20 protein-coding genes are annotated in these 14,722 nt (G+C 66.6%); 11 read left to right on the forward strand and 9 right to left on the reverse strand.

Annotated elements, in window-relative coordinates; all coding sequences use genetic code 11:
• Nucleotide 1 precedes the first annotated feature (1 nt).
• Nucleotides 2–319 (forward strand): 1,2-phenylacetyl-CoA epoxidase subunit PaaB, encoded by a 318-nt coding sequence (gene paaB, locus ACFEMD_RS12350; protein WP_394741295.1) that lies wholly within the window; start codon nucleotides 2–4, stop codon nucleotides 317–319.
• Complete coding sequence (gene paaC, locus ACFEMD_RS12355; RefSeq protein WP_394741296.1) at nucleotides 319–1,179, forward strand: 1,2-phenylacetyl-CoA epoxidase subunit PaaC; 861 nt, start codon at nucleotides 319–321, stop codon at nucleotides 1,177–1,179. The genes paaB and paaC overlap by 1 nt, the downstream gene beginning before the upstream one ends.
• A 194-nt stretch (nucleotides 1,180–1,373) precedes the next feature.
• Here paaC and ACFEMD_RS12360 read toward each other — a convergent pair whose 3' ends face one another.
• The 4 genes from ACFEMD_RS12360 to dapA form a co-directional block, all read right to left on the reverse strand.
• The gene (locus tag ACFEMD_RS12360; protein WP_394741297.1) at nucleotides 1,374–2,123 is read right to left on the reverse strand and encodes an enoyl-CoA hydratase/isomerase family protein; all 750 of its coding nucleotides are present in this window, start codon (nucleotides 2,121–2,123) and stop codon (nucleotides 1,374–1,376) included.
• Nucleotides 2,124–2,628: 505 nt separating this feature from the next.
• Nucleotides 2,629–3,465: a 2,3,4,5-tetrahydropyridine-2,6-dicarboxylate N-succinyltransferase gene (locus ACFEMD_RS12365; RefSeq protein ID WP_394741298.1), complete on the reverse strand. Its 837-nt coding sequence runs from the start codon at nucleotides 3,463–3,465 to the stop codon at nucleotides 2,629–2,631.
• Entirely contained in the window at nucleotides 3,462–4,229 is a 768-nt protein-coding gene (gene dapB, locus ACFEMD_RS12370; protein ID WP_394741299.1) for a 4-hydroxy-tetrahydrodipicolinate reductase, read from the reverse strand. Before dapB ends, ACFEMD_RS12365 begins: the two co-directional genes overlap by 4 nt.
• Nucleotides 4,226–5,149 carry a 4-hydroxy-tetrahydrodipicolinate synthase gene (gene dapA / locus ACFEMD_RS12375; RefSeq protein WP_394741300.1) on the reverse strand — a complete coding sequence of 308 codons (924 nt, stop codon included), beginning with the start codon at nucleotides 5,147–5,149 and terminating at the stop codon, nucleotides 4,226–4,228. Before dapA ends, dapB begins: the two co-directional genes overlap by 4 nt.
• Before the next feature lie 336 nt (nucleotides 5,150–5,485).
• On the opposite strand from dapA, the gene ACFEMD_RS12380 reads away from it, so the two are divergent.
• Nucleotides 5,486–6,310, forward strand: a complete 825-nt coding sequence (locus tag ACFEMD_RS12380) for a M48 family metallopeptidase (protein ID WP_394741301.1) — start codon at nucleotides 5,486–5,488, stop codon at nucleotides 6,308–6,310.
• A gap of 172 nt (nucleotides 6,311–6,482) precedes the next feature.
• Entirely contained in the window at nucleotides 6,483–6,980 is a 498-nt protein-coding gene (locus ACFEMD_RS12385) for a LabA-like NYN domain-containing protein (RefSeq protein WP_278300966.1), read from the forward strand.
• On the opposite strand, the gene ACFEMD_RS12390 is transcribed toward ACFEMD_RS12385, so the two are convergent.
• A complete protein-coding gene (locus tag ACFEMD_RS12390) occupies nucleotides 6,977–7,150 on the reverse strand; it encodes a hypothetical protein (RefSeq protein WP_394741302.1) in 174 nt (57 codons plus the stop codon). The two genes, ACFEMD_RS12385 and ACFEMD_RS12390, sit on opposite strands and share 4 nt — an antisense overlap.
• 131 nt (nucleotides 7,151–7,281) lie before the next feature.
• On the opposite strand from ACFEMD_RS12390, the gene ACFEMD_RS12395 reads away from it, so the two are divergent.
• The 3 genes from ACFEMD_RS12395 to ACFEMD_RS12405 all read left to right on the forward strand — a co-directional run bounded on the left by ACFEMD_RS12395 (nucleotide 7,282) and on the right by ACFEMD_RS12405 (nucleotide 9,083).
• Nucleotides 7,282–7,770: a PUA domain-containing protein gene (locus ACFEMD_RS12395; protein WP_394741303.1), complete on the forward strand. Its 489-nt coding sequence runs from the start codon at nucleotides 7,282–7,284 to the stop codon at nucleotides 7,768–7,770.
• 185 nt (nucleotides 7,771–7,955) lie between these two features.
• The gene (locus ACFEMD_RS12400; RefSeq protein ID WP_394741304.1) at nucleotides 7,956–8,345 is read left to right on the forward strand and encodes a nascent polypeptide-associated complex protein; all 390 of its coding nucleotides are present in this window, start codon (nucleotides 7,956–7,958) and stop codon (nucleotides 8,343–8,345) included.
• A gap of 3 nt (nucleotides 8,346–8,348) precedes the next feature.
• On the forward strand, nucleotides 8,349–9,083 hold the full coding sequence (locus ACFEMD_RS12405) for a methyltransferase domain-containing protein (protein ID WP_394741305.1): 735 nt from the start codon (nucleotides 8,349–8,351) through the stop codon (nucleotides 9,081–9,083).
• 312 nt (nucleotides 9,084–9,395) lie between these two features.
• Here the strand turns inward: ACFEMD_RS12405 and ACFEMD_RS12410 are convergent, their stop codons facing one another.
• Both ACFEMD_RS12410 and ACFEMD_RS12415 read right to left on the reverse strand, forming a co-directional pair.
• On the reverse strand, nucleotides 9,396–9,704 hold the full coding sequence (locus tag ACFEMD_RS12410) for a transcription factor S (protein ID WP_394741306.1): 309 nt from the start codon (nucleotides 9,702–9,704) through the stop codon (nucleotides 9,396–9,398).
• Between the two features lie 49 nt (nucleotides 9,705–9,753).
• Complete coding sequence (locus ACFEMD_RS12415; RefSeq protein WP_394741307.1) at nucleotides 9,754–10,008, reverse strand: DUF5789 family protein; 255 nt, start codon at nucleotides 10,006–10,008, stop codon at nucleotides 9,754–9,756.
• 114 nt (nucleotides 10,009–10,122) lie between these two features.
• Here ACFEMD_RS12415 and ACFEMD_RS12420 point away from each other — a divergent pair, with 114 nt between their 5' ends.
• Together ACFEMD_RS12420 and ACFEMD_RS12425 are read left to right on the forward strand one after the other, a co-directional pair.
• On the forward strand, nucleotides 10,123–11,409 hold the full coding sequence (locus ACFEMD_RS12420) for an MFS transporter (protein ID WP_394741308.1): 1,287 nt from the start codon (nucleotides 10,123–10,125) through the stop codon (nucleotides 11,407–11,409).
• A 64-nt stretch (nucleotides 11,410–11,473) separates the two neighbouring features.
• Complete coding sequence (locus ACFEMD_RS12425; RefSeq protein ID WP_394741309.1) at nucleotides 11,474–11,974, forward strand: DUF5797 family protein; 501 nt, start codon at nucleotides 11,474–11,476, stop codon at nucleotides 11,972–11,974.
• A gap of 55 nt (nucleotides 11,975–12,029) precedes the next feature.
• On the opposite strand, the gene ACFEMD_RS12430 is transcribed toward ACFEMD_RS12425, so the two are convergent.
• A complete protein-coding gene (locus ACFEMD_RS12430; RefSeq protein ID WP_394741310.1) occupies nucleotides 12,030–13,088 on the reverse strand; it encodes a DUF5787 family protein in 1,059 nt (352 codons plus the stop codon).
• A gap of 132 nt (nucleotides 13,089–13,220) precedes the next feature.
• Complete coding sequence (locus ACFEMD_RS12435) at nucleotides 13,221–13,661, reverse strand: bis(5'-nucleosyl)-tetraphosphatase (RefSeq protein WP_394741311.1); 441 nt, start codon at nucleotides 13,659–13,661, stop codon at nucleotides 13,221–13,223.
• A 110-nt stretch (nucleotides 13,662–13,771) separates the two neighbouring features.
• Here ACFEMD_RS12435 and ACFEMD_RS12440 point away from each other — a divergent pair, with 110 nt between their 5' ends.
• Together ACFEMD_RS12440 and ACFEMD_RS12445 are read left to right on the forward strand one after the other, a co-directional pair.
• Nucleotides 13,772–14,107, forward strand: coding sequence for an uS10/mL48 family ribosomal protein (locus ACFEMD_RS12440; RefSeq protein ID WP_005553957.1), 336 nt, complete (start codon nucleotides 13,772–13,774; stop codon nucleotides 14,105–14,107).
• An 89-nt stretch (nucleotides 14,108–14,196) separates the two neighbouring features.
• Nucleotides 14,197–14,673, forward strand: a complete 477-nt coding sequence (locus ACFEMD_RS12445; RefSeq protein WP_394741312.1) for a hypothetical protein — start codon at nucleotides 14,197–14,199, stop codon at nucleotides 14,671–14,673.
• Nucleotides 14,674–14,722 lie beyond the last annotated feature (49 nt).

Consider the following 14,722-nt stretch of genomic DNA (forward strand, 5'->3'; position numbering starts at 1 on the left):
CATGATCTGGGAAGTGTTCCGTCAAGAGAAGGTGGGTGGGTACCACACCCACTGCGGGAACGTACACGCGCCCGACCGCGAGATGGCCAAACAGTTCGCCGCCATCCAGCACGGTCGCCGCAAGCCGACCAACAGCCTCTGGGTCGTCCCCCGCGAGGAGATCGGCGAGATCGACAGCGAGGACGTCGCCTTCGGCGGCGCCACCGACAGGAGCTACCGGTGGGCGACCGCCTACAACACCACCGGCGAGGACGCCCGCGAGGTCGTCGAGAGCGAGGACGAACAGGCCACCGCCGAGCGACAGCGGGGTGACGACTGATGGCAACCAGATTTGACACACCGACCGAACTCGAGGAACGCGAACAAACCGCCCTCGAACAGCTGATAAAACGGCTCGCGGACGACGAATTCGTGCTGGCCGAACGCTACACCGAGTGGCAGGTCCGCGCGCCCACCCTCGAGTCGGATCTCGCGCTGGCGAACAACGCCCAGGACGAGCTGGGTCACGCCCGGCTGTGGTACGACGTCCTCGAAGAGTTGGGCTACGAAGAACAGGATCTCGTCTACGAGCGCGATCCTACAGACTTCCGTCACAGTACGCTCGTCGAACTTCCGTTCGAGGAAGGGAACTGGGCCGATCCGATCCTCCGATCGTACCTGTACGACGCCGCCGAAAAGCTTCGTCTCGAGGCGCTTGAGAGCTCTACACATCCGAAGATCGCCGACCGTGTCGGCAAGATTCAAAACGAGGAGGGGTACCACCTCGAACACGCCCGAAGCTGGCTCAAGCGGTTAGCCGACGACGACAAAGGGCAAGGCAAACTACAGGAAACGCTCGATCGTCTGTTCCCGCACGCGCTGACGATCTTCGAACCCGTCGATCGGGACGTAGAGAGCGCTATCGTCGACTTCGGGCTTCGTGACGCGACGGTCGAAGAGCTGGGCGAGGACTGGCTCGCTGCTGTCGTACCCGAACTCGAGTCCTTCGGGCTCGCGCCGCCGCTCAAAGATCAGGGAGACGCTGCGGGGTTCGTCGCGTCGCAGGAATGCCTTCCTGAGAAGCGAGGACGCGATGGAAACCACACTGATGCGTGGTTCGATCTCTACGACGAGTTCACTCACACCTACAACGAACTCGACCGATCCACCGCGACCACGATTATGAGCAAACCCGAATAAGCAACACCGCTCTCGGCGAGCGAACGGATTGCGGGATATCGAGATACAAGCGTACTGCTGTAAATAGTATTGGCTTCATTGTGTCGTGATCCTAACGCTCTGCTAGACGATTTTCTGCCGTCGTGTTCGAATACGACCAAGTTCGAACACCATCGTCGTCAAGCGTCATACTCTATGGCTGGAGAGCATGCGCCTCAGTCGTCCTCGAGGAAGGATCGGACTCCCTCCTCGTGTTCGGGCGTCCCGTACGCAAGCGACTGAGTGAGCAGCTCGTGGTCCAGCGCCTCCTGCCAGTACCGGCCCATATTCTCGTGGATCGCCCGCTTGGTGAGCCCGAGGGTCGCCGTCGGTCGCTTCCGCAGGGTCTCGAGGAGGTCGGCGACCGCATCGCCCAGTTCCCCGTCCGGGACGGCCTCGTTGACCAACCCCAGCTCCGCGGCTTCCTCAGCGGAGACGAACTCGGCGGTCAGCGCCAGTCGCTTGGCGTCCCGAAGTCCGATCAGTTGCGGGAGCAGGAAGGTCCCGCCGGTGTCGGGGACGAGCCCGACGCGGACGAACGCGCAGCTAAACGAGGCCGATTCGGCGGCGTAGGCGAAGTCGCTGACCGCAGTGACGGCCAGGCCGGCGCCGACGGCGTCGCCGTTTACCTTCGCGACGATCGGAACGGGTGAGGTGAGCGCGGTCTCGACGACACGTCCCAGCGTTTCGGTCGTCCGCTCGTACGACTCCTTGGGCGTCTCCTCGCGTTCGGCCATCGCCTCGAGGTCGCCCCCGGCGCTGAACGCCTCGCCCTCGCCGGTGAGCACTATCGCGTCGTACTCCTCCTCGTCGACCTCCTCGATGGCCGCCGCCAGCTTCCTGGCTTCGCTCGCCGTAAACGCGTTCAGCTGTTCGGGCCGGTCGAAGGTGATCGTTCGGACTCCGTTCTCGTCGTCGATGCGCATACGCCCGCGACAGTACCGAGTACAATAACGATTCTCATGTTCGCTCCGTCGACCGCGTCCGTCCGGGAACGCACGACGGCGCTCGAGATCGTGCGAATGACAGAATTAGAAGCATTCGGACTTAATCTATTCTTCCAAACATATTCTAACCTCGTTTCGGCAGAGTCTCTCGGTACCGAGATAACTTCGAAGGTCGATCGATCTGGGGCTGCTGAGCGGCGAACACCCGCATTCTGAGAGGGATATCGAATATCGGTGACCGATTTCGGAAAGATAACCGACTGATACGATGAGGCGCTGAATAGGGCCTACAAATCTACAATAGGGAGGTTTCGCCCCGGTGGCTGGCGGTTCGATTCTGAGCTGTTCGATCGAGAGGGTTTCGCACTACCCTCCATCTATTTAGATATATGCTAATCTGGTACTTCTGGAGAAGCTAACGGTTGGGTGCCTATCGCACCGACAGCCGTCGCAGAACGACCGCGAACGAAACGGTGGTCGAGTCTTACTCCCGGAGCGCGTCCTCGCGCTCGGTCGCCTCGAGGGTCTCGGTCTCGAGGTCGGTGGCGACGACGGCGGGCTTGTAGGCCCCGCCCTCGAAGAGGTCGTGGTCGCTGACCGAGGACTCGACGAACCGCGTAAAGGCCCGGCGATCGGCGGGCAGCTCGCCGTAGACGACCTCCTCCTCGACGAGGTCGTAGACGGGGATGCGCGGCGTCAGGAGGGTGTTCTCGCCGACGACGCTGTTCTCGCCGACGACGAACCCGGAGGTCACTCGGCAGCCGGCACCGAGCGAGACGTTGTCCTCGACGACGACGGGCGCCGACTCGACGGGCTCTAAGACGCCCCCGATCAGCGTGTTCGCGCCGAGCTTGACGTCCGCGCCGATCTGGGCACAGGAGCCGACCGTGTCACAGGAGTCGACGAGGGTGCCGTCGTCGACGTAGGCGCCGACGTTGACGAAGCTCGGGCTCATCATGATGCAGTCCGACCCGAGGTAGGCGCCCCGTCGGATCGTCGTCCCGTCGGGCGTGTTCCGGGTCCCGCGCTCGCCGAGGTCGTCGGTCTCGCGCAGCGGGAGGACGTCGTAGTGGTCGACGCCGCCGTACTCGTAGGCCTGATTCTGGCGCAGGCCGAAGTTCAGAAGGATTCCCTGCTTGACCCACTCGTTTGCCTCCCACTCGCCACCGTTCTTCTCGGCGGCCCGGACCTCGCCGTCCTCGAGGGCCTCGAGAAAGGCCTCCAGGGTCGCGTGCTCGTCCTCGCCGGCCGACCCCGCGTCGACCTCGCCGTTTTGCTTGCGATCCCACAGCTCGCCGATCTCGCTCTCGAGCGTGCTCATTCGTCGATCACGTCCGCAAAGTCGTAGTTCCCCGCCTTCCGTCCTGCGATCCAGACCGCGGCGTCGGCCGCACCCGCGGCGAACACGCCGCGGTCCTCGGCGCGGTGGGTCAGGCGGACTTCTTCGTCGTTGCCCGCGAGGACGACCTCGTGTTCACCAGTAACGTTGCCAGCACGAAGCGCGTGGACGCCGATCTCGCCGTCCTCGCGGGGGGCCTCGCCTTCGCGGCCGTGCGTGCGCCCGGCAAAGTCGCCGTTTGCCTCGATCTCGTCGAGCAGTCTGTTCGCGGTGCCGCTGGGGGCGTCGCGTTTCCCGTTGTGGTGGGTCTCGACGAGTTCGACGTCGTACCCCGGGAGGTTCCGGACCGCCTGGCCGACGACGTTGACCAACGCCTGAACCCCGCGGGCGAAGTTGGGCGCGTGGAGCACGGGAACCTCCTCGCCGGCGTCCTCGAGCGCCGCGAGCCCGTCGTCGTCGAACCCGGTTGTCCCCGTGACGAAGGCGACGCCGGTCTCGGCGCAGGCCCGGGCGTAGTCCGCGGCAGACTCGGGTCCGGTGAAGTCGATCACGGCGTCGGGCTCGCGCTCCGCGAGCAGCGCGTCGAACCGCGCCGCGGCCTCGAGTTCGACGCCGTCGACGCGCTCGCCCTCGGGGTCGCGGTTGACCGCGAACGCGACCTCGCAGTCCTCGCGATCGGCGACGGCGGCGACGACCTCGCGGCCCATCCGCCCCGTCGCTCCGGTGACGCCGATCCCGACCGTCATGGACTGGCCTCTGCGTCGGCGACCGCCGTCGGCTCGTCCTCGAGGTCGGCGAGGACGTCCTCGAGCAGCGCTCGGTTCTCGTCGGTGAGGCGGGTCATCGGCGAGCGCATCCGGGCGGGGCCGTAGCCGCGGATCTCCATGGCCTCCTTGACCGGGATCGGGTTCGTTTCGATAAACAGCGTCCGGAACAGCGGCCCGAGCTCGTGGTGGAGCTTGCGGGCGCGCTCGTAGTCGCCCTCGAGGGCGGCCCCGACCATCGCGCAGGTCCGCTCGGGTTCGACGTTCGCCGAGACGCTGATCGTGCCGGTGCCGCCGACCGACAGGACGGGCAGGGTGAGCGCGTCGTCGCCCGAGAGGACCGCGAAGTCCTCGTCGCGCGTGCGCTCGACGACCTCGCCGATCTGGCCCAGGTCGCCGCTCGCGGCCTTGTAGCCCGCGATGTTCTCGTGGGCTGCGAGTTCGACGGCCGCGTCGGGCTCGATGTTCTGGCCCGTCCGCGAGGGGACGTTGTAGACGATCTGGGGCAGGTCGACGGCGTCGGCGATCCTCTCGTAGTGGTCGACGAAGCCCTGCTGTTCGGGCTTGTTGTAGTACGGCGAGATCAGCAGCAGGCCGTCGGCGCCGGCGTCGGCCGAGCGCTCGGAGAGCTCGAGGGCCTCGCGGGTGTTGTTCGAGCCCGAGCCTGCGATGACGGGCACGTCGTCGACGGCGTCGATGACCGCCTCGACGACCTCGACGTGTTCGTCGTGGGTCAGCGTCGCCGACTCCCCCGTGGAGCCGACGGGAACGAGCCCGTCGACGCCCGCCTCCTCGAGTCGCTGGGCGTCGGTCCGCAGTGTTTCGAAGTCGATCTGTTCGTCCTCGTCGAACGGCGTACACATAGCCGGGAAGACGCCGCTGAAGTCGATGTTGGATGTCATGTCTGTGTCGTGTGGTGGTCGTGCGTTCGTCGAACGATTCTGGGAAACCGCACACCGGAGCGCGCCCGAGACGAGGTCGCCACGCTCGCCACGAGCACTCTCAGACGCGTTTTTTCGAGAAGGGGGCCGCGCTCGCTCCGCTCACGATGGGTCCGACGATCGCGCGAGCGGTGCGTGGCATACCCGGAAGGCCAACCGGGACGAACTTATGGATTTCGTTGTCCTGCGATTCTTGCGGCAACTCGAGGCGGACGAGCCGAGATGAGACAGGCTCCGCCGCGCCGTCTGTCGAATCAACCCGCGAAATTTATACATCACGACCCCTTACCTCGGGGTATGACAGACTTCGGACTGAAAGTGCGAATGTTCGTCGTCGGCTCGATGCTGGCGGCGCTGTACCTGTTCGTGGGGGCCGTCGGCCTCGCGTTCCTGGGGACAGGTGGCTGGCCGATCGTCCTGGTGTTGCTGGTGACGTTCCCGTTCCTCCAGTACAAACTCGGCAAGTGGATGGCGACCAGGAAAGCCGAAGCGATGCCCGAGGAGGGGCAGTACGCCGATATCCACCGGATGACCGAGTCGCTCTCCCGCGACATGGGCATCAAAAAGCCCACGCTGATGGTCCAGCAGATGGGCGTCCCGAACGCGTTCGCGACCGGTCGAAAGGGCGACGGCGTCGTCGTCGTCAGCGAGGAACTCATCCGGCTGCTCGACCGCGACGAGCTCGAGGGCGTCATCGCCCACGAGCTGGCCCACATCAAGAACCGCGACGTGCTGATGATGACCGTCGGCAGCTCGATCGGGATGATGGTCGGCTACGCCGTCTACTTCGTCTACGTCTTCGGCGGCGAGGACAACCCCGGCGGTTTCATCGTCGGCTGGATCCTCTCGATCTTCGCCCAGATGCTCGTCACGGTCCTCGTAATGGCTATCTCGCGGTACCGGGAGTACGTCGCCGACGACGACGCTCGCCAGTACATCGGCAGCGGCGACCCGCTCGCGCGAGCCCTCGAGAAGATCTCGAAGGGCGCCGAGAACCGCGAGTCGACCGTCGACGAGGGACAGGCCGCGCTCTGTATCTTCAACTCCGAGCGCGGACTGCTCGCGACCGTGTTCGCGACCCACCCGCCGACCGAAAAGCGCATCGAGAAGCTTCGCAGCTAACGCCCGTCGACCCGTTTTCGCGGCCGTTTCGAACCGAACGGTGAGCGCCACGTCCTGCTCGAGTCCGTCGAACGGACGCCCGATCCGGCGGTCGAAGCGCTCGGTCGCCGTCCCGGACCGTCGTCGAGGCGAACGACGCGACTTTTTATGGGTGGTCGACCCAAGTGACCGTATGACGGAGATCCACTCGGGGCAACGCGTCGCGGTTCTCGTCGACGCGCAGAACCTCTATCACACCGCACAGAGCCTCCACAGCCGAAACATCGACTACTCCTCGCTGCTCGAGAAGGCGGTACAGGGCCGCCAGCTCACTCGCGCCATCGCCTACGTCATCCGCGCGGACTCGCCCGAGGAGGAGAGCTTCTTCGAGGCGCTGATCGACATCGGCTTCGAGACGAAGATCAAGGATATCAAGACGTTCGCCGACGGGTCGAAGAAGGCCGACTGGGACGTCGGGATGAGTCTGGATGCGGTGACGCTTGCGAACCACATCGACACGCTCGTGCTCTGTACGGGCGACGGCGACTTCTCGCGGCTCTGCTCACACCTGCGCCACGAGGGCGTCCGCGTCGAAGTGATGGCCTTCGAGGCCTCGACCGCCGAGGAGCTCATCGCCGAGGCCGACTCGTTTCTGGACCTCGACTCGCGCCGCGAGACGTTCCTGCTCTAGACGCGAGCGTCGCGGGCGAGGTCGGCACACAGCGCGCCCGCGCCGATTACCAGCGCCGATCCCGTGAGCACGTAGACGAGAACGTGCGACTCGAGCGCGGACGGGCCGGCGAACGTCAGGCTGCTCACCGCGAGCAACGCCAGTCCGAGAACGACCTGCGTGAAATCCATTCGATCGTCGAATCGGCGCCGACCTACATAACGGTCCTGATGACAGTCGCGAGACGGTAGCTGTCAGCGGATCACGAACGCCGTCGCCGGCAGGTCGAAGGGCTTTCGACCGCCCGCGCCGAACGCGGGCTATGAGCGATCCAGCCGACGGAAACGCGGGCCTGCCGGCGCTGCGGACGATCGCCGATTACCAGTTCGGCGCCGACGCGGGCGCGAGCCTCTTCCCGCCGACGGAGTCGCTGACGGTCAAACGCACCTCCTCGGGGCGACCCCAGCAGATCCACTGCGAGGACGGCCGCCTCGTCTCCTTCGGGATCGACGGCCGGTTCACGCTGGGGATCGAGGGCGGGCGACGGCTCGACGCCGCCCTCGAGCGACCGGCCTACCGCGTCGTCGTCGACGACGAGAGCGAACCGTTCGTCCGCGAGGAGAAGAACGTCTTCGCGAAGTTCGTCCTCGAGGCCGGTTCCGAGATCCGCCCGGGCGACGAGGTGGTCGTCGTCCACGAGCACGGCGAGGTGCTCGCGGTCGGGACGGCCGAACTCGACGGCGCGGCGATGGGCGACTTCGAGACGGGGATGGCCGTCTCCGTTCGCGAGGGCGTGCCCGCGGAGCGCTGATCGGGTTCGCCGTCCCCGTCTCCCGGCACGTCCGTCTCTCCGCGGCGGGGAGAGGCCCCAGCCTGCTCGAGCGGACCATCGACCGGCGTGGAAGCTGCTGCGTACGCTCCGTTCCGATTCCGGACCATCCGCGACGCTCGGAAGAGACCGCAGAGTAAAAGACGGCTGGCGGCGACGTACCGGGTATGTTCGGAGGAGGCGGCGGCATGAACCCGCGCAAGATGGAACAGATGATGGAACAGATGGGGATCGACGTCGAGGACGTCGACGCCGAGGAGGTCATCATTCGGACCTCGGAGTACGACCTCGTCTTCGACGACGCGGAGGTCACGAAGATGGACGCCCGCGGCCAGGAGACCTACCAGGTTATCGGCTCGCCCGAGGAGGTCGAGTCCGGTGCGGCGGGCGCCGTGGAAGGCGCCGACGCCGGCGCCGACGAGGACGCCGGGAGCGCGATCCCCGAGGACGACGTCGAGATCGTCGCCACCCGCACGGGCGTCAGCGAGGACGAGGCCCGAGAGGCCCTCGAGGAACACGACGGCGACCTCGCCGCGGCGGTCGAGGCCCTCGAGTAACGCGTGACTGTCCCGGTATTACTGGTTCGGGGCGACCGCGAGTATCTCGTCGAACCCGGCGAGGAGAAGGGGACCGATCTCGGCGTGCTCGAGGTTCCCGAGGACGTCGAGCCCGGCGAGACCCTCGAGACGCATCTCGGCGACGAGTTCCGGGTGCGGCGGCTCCGTGGCCCGGATCTCTTCCACCACTTCGAGCGAACGGGCGCGCCGATGGTTCCGCGAGACATCGGGCTGGTGATCGGCGAAACCGGCGTTGCGCAGGGCGATCGGGTGCTCGACGCCGGCACCGGCACGGGCGTGCTCGCGGCGCTACTGGCCCGCGCGGGCGCGTCGGTCGTCACCTACGAGCGCGATCCGGAGTTCGCCGACGTCGCCCGGAAGAACATGCGACTGGGCGGCGTCGCCGACCGCGTCGACGTCCGCACCGGCGATCTGACCGAGGAACTCGGCGACCTCGAGCCGTCGTCGTTCGACGTCGTCACCCTCGATACGGGCGACGCGCCCGACGTCGTCGAGGGCGTTCCGGAGCTGCTCGTCGAGGGTGGGTTCCTCGCGGTGTACAGCCCGTTCATCGAGTCGACCCGCGAGGTCGTCGAGGCCGCTCGAGCGGCCGAGCTGTCGGACGTCCGTACCCGAGAGACGATCCAGCGGGAGATGCAGTTCGACGACCGAGGGTCCCGACCCTCGACGGCTCCGGTCGGCCACACGGGATACCTGACGCTCGCCCGGAACGAGTAGTTCTGTTCTACTACTCCCGAGGGAAACTGTCCGGGAACGGACTCCGAGCACTACGAGGAGTCCGCGACTCGGGGGAGGGCAGGCTGTTTACCGACACTTACCGCGAGCGAACCCGGAGGGTGAGCGAGCGGGCCGACGACCGACGTGGAGAGCGCGGCGCGTAGCGCCGCGATCGAGCGAACGGCGAAGCCGTGAGCTGAGAACGCCACGCGTTCGGAACGGAGGGAGAAGTGCTTTTGATCGAAATTTCACCGAGGGACGTCGCGGCCGCGGTATCGCCGCGGCCGCGACAGACTGCAACGTAAAATTTCGTTAGTTGTCGTCCTCGCGCCACTTGTACTCGCACTCGCTACAGATGAAAAACCGCGTCTCGGACTCGTCGGCCGCGCGGATCTGTTGCATGTACCAGTACGCGCGGTCGTGACCGCACTCGGGACAGTGCGCGTCGGTTTCGGGCAGCGACGTCTCCTCGGAGGACTCGATGACCTCGGACGCCTCCTGGTCGTCGGTCAGCGTGTACTCGGCGGCGTCGCCCTGGGGCTTCGTGAAGCCGCAGCTCCCGCACTCCCAGATGCCGTCGTCGGCTTTCATCATCGAACCGCATTCGTCGCAGAATTCCATCGTTGTCCGGCATACGTCGATGGAGCGACTTAAACGACCCGTTTGGGTGTTAGCCTTCTCCCTCCGACTGGTACGGCTCGCCGACGGCCTCCCGCGGCAGGACGTTGTGCAGTTCGGCCTCGAGATCGTTCGCCGACTCGAACCGATCGCTCGTACTTCGTTCGATCAGCTCGCCCAGGTTGCGTTCGCCATCGGCCAGCAGCAGGGTGACGCCCTCGAGTTCGGTCGCCGCCGTCTCGGCCTCGACCGGGTACTCGAGGCGCTCGAACGTGTCGTCGATTCGACTGAGTTTGACCTCCTCCATACGAGGGGGACGCGCGCCAGGGTCTTGTAGAGCGATGCAGCCGAACCTGACTGTCTTCCCGGTCGCCATTTCGATTCGAAACGATAATCGGGATGGGTTACGCAGTTCGAGTCGATGCGGCGTCTCGTTCACTGGGTTCTCGCGCAGTTCGCCGTCGACAGGCGAGTGCTCGCGCTGGCGTTCGCCCGGATGGCGGACGGAGTCGGCAACTCCTTTTTGATCATCGTGATCCCGCTGTACGTCGCCGACGACGTCGTCGGCGGGCCGACGTTCGGCCTCAGCGAGGCGATGATCATCGGCGTTATCCTGTCGCTGTTTGGCTTTCTCAACAGCTCCTTCCAGCCCCTCACCGGCCGCCTCTCGGACCGAACGAGGCGGCGAAAGACGTTCATTCTGGTCGGCCTCGGCGGACTCGCGCTGACGAACCTGGCGTACGTCTTCGCGGAGACCTACGTCTCCCTGCTCGTGATCCGCGGCCTCCAGGGGATCAGCGTCGCCTTCATCATCCCCGCGTCGGTCGCGCTGGTCAACGAACTCGCGACGACGGGCGACCGGGGTGGGAATATGGGCGTCTACAACACGTTCCGGCTGGTCGGCTTCGGCGCGGGCCCCGTCGCCGCCGGCGCGGTCGTCAGCGCCGGCCCCTACCCGCTTCCCGGCGGGCTGGCGATCAGCGGCTTCGACGCCGCCTTCTACGTCGCCGCGATCACGGCCACGTTGAGCTACCTGCTGGTGACGGTTCTGATCACGGACCCCGAGTCGACGGGCGCGACCGCGGGCGCGGATCTCTCGATCGACGTCTTCGATTCGTCGGGGAAGAACCTGCTCGATCCGATCTTCACGCTGGGCGTCGTCTCGCTGTTCATGGCGGCGGCGATCGCCCTGTTCGCGACGATCCAGCCACAGGTCAACGACCACCTCGACCAGGGGTCGACCTGGTTCGGCCTCCAGTTCGCGGCGTTCATCCTCGCCCAGATCCTCCTGCAGACGCCGATCGGCCGGGCCTGCGACCAGTACGGCCGACGGCCGTTCATCCTTGCGGGCATGATCGTCCTCGTCCCCGCGACGATGGCCCAGGGGCTGGTCGCGAGCTCCGAGGCCATGTTCCTGGCCCGCCTCGTCCAGGGGATCGCCGGTGCGATGGTGTTCGCACCCGCGCTGGCGCTGGCCGGCGACCTCGCGGGCGACGGCGAGTCGGGGTCGAAGCTCTCGGTGCTGACGATGGCCTTCGGCTTCGGGATCGCGATCGGCCCGTTCTCCTCGGGCGCGCTGATCGGCTACGGGTTCTGGGTTCCCTTCGCCTTCGGCACCGTGCTCGCCGCGCTGGGGGCGATCCTCGTCTACACCCAGGTCGAGGAAACCCTCGAGACGACCGCTCCAGTGCCGGTACTCGGGGACTGATCGAATCGCGACCCGCCGCGGCGGGACACAACGCAAAAGTACCGGATCCGCGTATCTCCGAGCGATGACGCTCTCGGACGAGGCCACGGAACGGTTGGCCGACGTGGTGGAACTACAGCCGACGAAGAACTCGGAGCTGCAGGATCGGTGGGGGTTAGAAAGCGGCAGCGAGGTCCACCAGTATCTCGAGAACGAGCTCGGCGACTACTACTTCCGCGACGACAACAGCCTGATCCGGGCGACCGCGGAGGCAGCGGACCTCGTCGACGTCGAGCCGGGCGTCGAGAGCGACCCCGACGACGGCACCCCCTCCAAGATCCGGGTGCCCGAGCTCCAGGCCCGGATCGTCGAGGTGCTCGCCGGTCCCGACGAGGAGTCCGAAAGCGTCGTCTCGGTGTTACACAAGCTCCGGGACGCCTACGACGTCGATCCCGACTCCGAGGAGGTCCGCTCGGGTCTCCAGAGCCTGCGCCGGAAGGGCGTCGTCGAGATCGAGTACCGCACCGTCCCGACGTTCCGGCTGGCCGTCGAGCGCGACGAGCTCGAGGTCACGACGACCGACTGACTCCCTCTCGACGTCCGAAACGAGCGACCGCGAGCGCCGCGTCCCCGGCGAGATCCTACAGGCCGGGCCGCCGACGTCGGCGACGCTCCTCGAGTAGCGCCGAGAGCCGAGTCCCCGGCCCGCCCTCGATCGGCCACCCTCGCGTTCGCCAGACCGGGGGCTCCGGTTCGAACTCGGGACAGGAACCCGAACACTCCGCGGCCGTCTGACAGCGCCTCTTGGCCTCGCAGTGAGGTCGCAGCTGCGTGCCGTCCGTTCCGCGCAGGGCGAAGTGCCGACAGTCGGGACGCATCGTCTCGACGAACGAGCGCCAGCCGCGCTCGTAGGCCCGCTCCGCGATCGCGAGGCGCTTCTCGGCCTTCCGTTCGGGGTCGACGTACTCGAACCGGGCTGCCGAGCCGTCCCGCTTGCCGCCGTCGGGTCGCTCGAGGATCCGGGTTCCCGGCTCGTCGACCGACAGCGAGCGGGGGTACCACGCGACCGCGGCCGACAGCGACTCGGGCTCGAGCGCGAGCACGCCCGCCTCGACGGGGAGGCCCTCGAACAGCACGGGCTCGACGCGCTCGCCCGTCTTCCGAGTGGCGGTCCAGACCTCGTCGGCGAGCCCCAGCGCGACGTCGTACTCGAGCTGGGCGGCGAGGGTCCGGGCGGCGCTCGCGTCGAGGTCGGGCTTGTTCTCGATGGCGACGATCCGGTCGATCCACTCCGGATAGGTCCACTTCCGGCGGATCTCGATTCGGTTACTCCGCTTTCGCACGTCGAGGATCCCGCGGTCGTCGGCCTCGTGGATCGCCTCGCGGACGTACCGCCAGGGGTAGCCCGGATCCGGGAGCGCGTCGCGGTAGTAGGCCCAGTCGGCGGGCGCGTTCCGGACGACGTGCAGGAGGTCGCTATCGAGTCGCTTCGGGCCGAAGTTCGCACGGGTCTCGAGGGCCTCGCGGTCGCACTCGAGGACGATCGTGTCCCAGCGTCGGCGCTTCGTCCCGAGCTGGCGGGCGACGAGGACCGCGCGGTCGTCCGCGAGGGTCTCGGCCGGGGGCCACTCCCGCTCGGCCCAGCGACAGCTCCGCAGCTCGAAGGCGAACTCGCTGTCGGTCGCTCGCGTTCGCGTCACTGGCCGTCCGTAGGGTGATCGGCGACAAGTGCGCTGTGGTCAGCCGCCGGTTCTGCAATCGGGGTCCGAGTTGAGGCCACAGCTGGAGCTGTCGACGCCAGATCCGTTCTGCGCGTTCGCTCGTCGCTCGCCTTACTCCTCGTCGTCCTCTTCTAAGATCTCGTCGAGATACTCGTGGGCCTCCTCCAGGATTTCCCGCGGCCCGTCCTGCGTGACGGTGTTGACCGCCTGCTCGTAGTCGCGCCACTGGAGGTCGCGGTGTTCGTTCGAGAGTTCCGCGCTCGCCTCGAAGGACTTCGCGACGAAGAGATGAACGGTCTTGTGAATCGTCTTGCCGTTGGCCTCGAAGACGTAGTCGTAGTCCTCGCGGAAGCCGTCGAGTAGTCGGAATTGATCGATACCTGCCTCTTCCTTTATTTCGCGGATCGCCGTCTGCTGAAGTTCTTCATCTCCCTCGACACCGCCCTTCGGAAACTCCCAGTCACCCGGGCGGCTCTTGAGTAGAAGATACTCGCGCCGGCCCCGCGTATCGCGGAAGAGGATCGCGCCTGCGCTCGTAGCTTCGACTGCCATTACCTCGAGTAACGTGCGGGACGTTAAGAGAATATCGGACTGTGTATCCGCCGGCACCGCATCTCAGCAGGTTTTTACGCGCCGGCCGTTCACAGTTGTACAGTACCAGCATGACCTTCGTCACCCGGCTCACGCTTCAGAGCGGCGATCGAGCCGCACTCGACGGCATCGTCGACGACATCAAATCCACCGCCGAGCGCAAGGGCGCCGCGCTGAAGGGACCCCACTCCCACCCGCCCGAGAAGCTGACCGTCCCCCAGCACGCTCGCCTGCATGGCGACGACGACCGACGGTTCGACTCTTGGAACTACACCGTTTTCACGCGCGAACTCGAGATCCACGGTCACGACGACCTCGCGCGCAACATCGCCGAACACGACTTTCCCGACTCGGTTCACATCGAGGCCGAGGTCGAGCAGATCCACGGCGCGGGCCGCGGAAACTGAGGCTAACCGGGTCTCGAAACGGGACGACCGATCCGGACGGGGTCGCCGCGATCGAGGGGCTTTTCTCCGCACGGTCGAACGCTCGAGCGATGTACACGGGCAAGGTCGAGAAACCCTGCTGTCTCTGTGACGACCCCGAGATCCACCGCCGGATCGACCTGCCGCCGCGGCTCATCCAGCGGCTGCGGTACAGCGAGGCCGTCGCCTGGCGGGACGTCGTCGGCGAGGTGTCGATCCACTTCTGTGCGTCCGACTGGGAGACGGTCCGGAAGCTCGTCCTCGAGACGGGGATGTCGCCGCTGCCCCGCTGTAACGTCGCTCGCGCCTCGTTCGATCTCCGGGCGGACTTCGAGGCGTTCACCGGCCGCACGCGCGAGGAGCCGGATCAACAGCCGGTCGAGGAGCGATTCTGGCGGGAGAGCCGACGGGTCCTCGCCGGCGACACCGAGTACCCGCCGTCGGATCGCGACCTCGTCCAGGCCCACGTCGTCACGCGGGCGCTTCGCGAGCTGGACGCTCCGGTCGCCGGAGAGGTGAACACGGAGCCGGGGACCGACCGCGACTGACGCCGCCGTCTCGCGGGCCGACGGACCGAACCCGCCACTGCTTTGGGAC

The sequence above is a fragment of the Natronococcus roseus genome (assembly GCF_043677095.1).
Taxonomy (GTDB): domain Archaea; phylum Halobacteriota; class Halobacteria; order Halobacteriales; family Natrialbaceae; genus Natronococcus; species Natronococcus roseus.

What these genes read in the sequence shown, in the direction of transcription:
- ACFEMD_RS12395 (WP_394741303.1), top strand. Translation starts at nt 7,282, where the DNA reads ATGAGCGATCCAGCCGACGGAAACGCGGGCCTGCCGGCGCTGCGGACG.
- ACFEMD_RS12380 (WP_394741301.1), top strand. Translation starts at nt 5,486, where the DNA reads ATGACAGACTTCGGACTGAAAGTGCGAATGTTCGTCGTCGGCTCGATG.
- ACFEMD_RS12390 (WP_394741302.1), bottom strand. Translation starts at nt 7,150, where the DNA reads ATGGATTTCACGCAGGTCGTTCTCGGACTGGCGTTGCTCGCGGTGAGC.
- ACFEMD_RS12385 (WP_278300966.1), top strand. Translation starts at nt 6,483, where the DNA reads ATGACGGAGATCCACTCGGGGCAACGCGTCGCGGTTCTCGTCGACGCG.
- paaB (WP_394741295.1), top strand. Translation starts at nt 2, where the DNA reads ATGATCTGGGAAGTGTTCCGTCAAGAGAAGGTGGGTGGGTACCACACC.
- ACFEMD_RS12425 (WP_394741309.1), top strand. Translation starts at nt 11,474, where the DNA reads ATGACGCTCTCGGACGAGGCCACGGAACGGTTGGCCGACGTGGTGGAA.
- ACFEMD_RS12435 (WP_394741311.1), bottom strand. Translation starts at nt 13,661, where the DNA reads ATGGCAGTCGAAGCTACGAGCGCAGGCGCGATCCTCTTCCGCGATACG.
- ACFEMD_RS12360 (WP_394741297.1), bottom strand. Translation starts at nt 2,123, where the DNA reads ATGCGCATCGACGACGAGAACGGAGTCCGAACGATCACCTTCGACCGG.
- dapA (WP_394741300.1), bottom strand. Translation starts at nt 5,149, where the DNA reads ATGACATCCAACATCGACTTCAGCGGCGTCTTCCCGGCTATGTGTACG.
- ACFEMD_RS12415 (WP_394741307.1), bottom strand. Translation starts at nt 10,008, where the DNA reads ATGGAGGAGGTCAAACTCAGTCGAATCGACGACACGTTCGAGCGCCTC.
- dapB (WP_394741299.1), bottom strand. Translation starts at nt 4,229, where the DNA reads ATGACGGTCGGGATCGGCGTCACCGGAGCGACGGGGCGGATGGGCCGC.
- ACFEMD_RS12400 (WP_394741304.1), top strand. Translation starts at nt 7,956, where the DNA reads ATGTTCGGAGGAGGCGGCGGCATGAACCCGCGCAAGATGGAACAGATG.
- ACFEMD_RS12440 (WP_005553957.1), top strand. Translation starts at nt 13,772, where the DNA reads ATGACCTTCGTCACCCGGCTCACGCTTCAGAGCGGCGATCGAGCCGCA.
- ACFEMD_RS12410 (WP_394741306.1), bottom strand. Translation starts at nt 9,704, where the DNA reads ATGGAATTCTGCGACGAATGCGGTTCGATGATGAAAGCCGACGACGGC.
- ACFEMD_RS12445 (WP_394741312.1), top strand. Translation starts at nt 14,197, where the DNA reads ATGTACACGGGCAAGGTCGAGAAACCCTGCTGTCTCTGTGACGACCCC.
- paaC (WP_394741296.1), top strand. Translation starts at nt 319, where the DNA reads ATGGCAACCAGATTTGACACACCGACCGAACTCGAGGAACGCGAACAA.
- ACFEMD_RS12420 (WP_394741308.1), top strand. Translation starts at nt 10,123, where the DNA reads ATGCGGCGTCTCGTTCACTGGGTTCTCGCGCAGTTCGCCGTCGACAGG.
- ACFEMD_RS12365 (WP_394741298.1), bottom strand. Translation starts at nt 3,465, where the DNA reads ATGAGCACGCTCGAGAGCGAGATCGGCGAGCTGTGGGATCGCAAGCAA.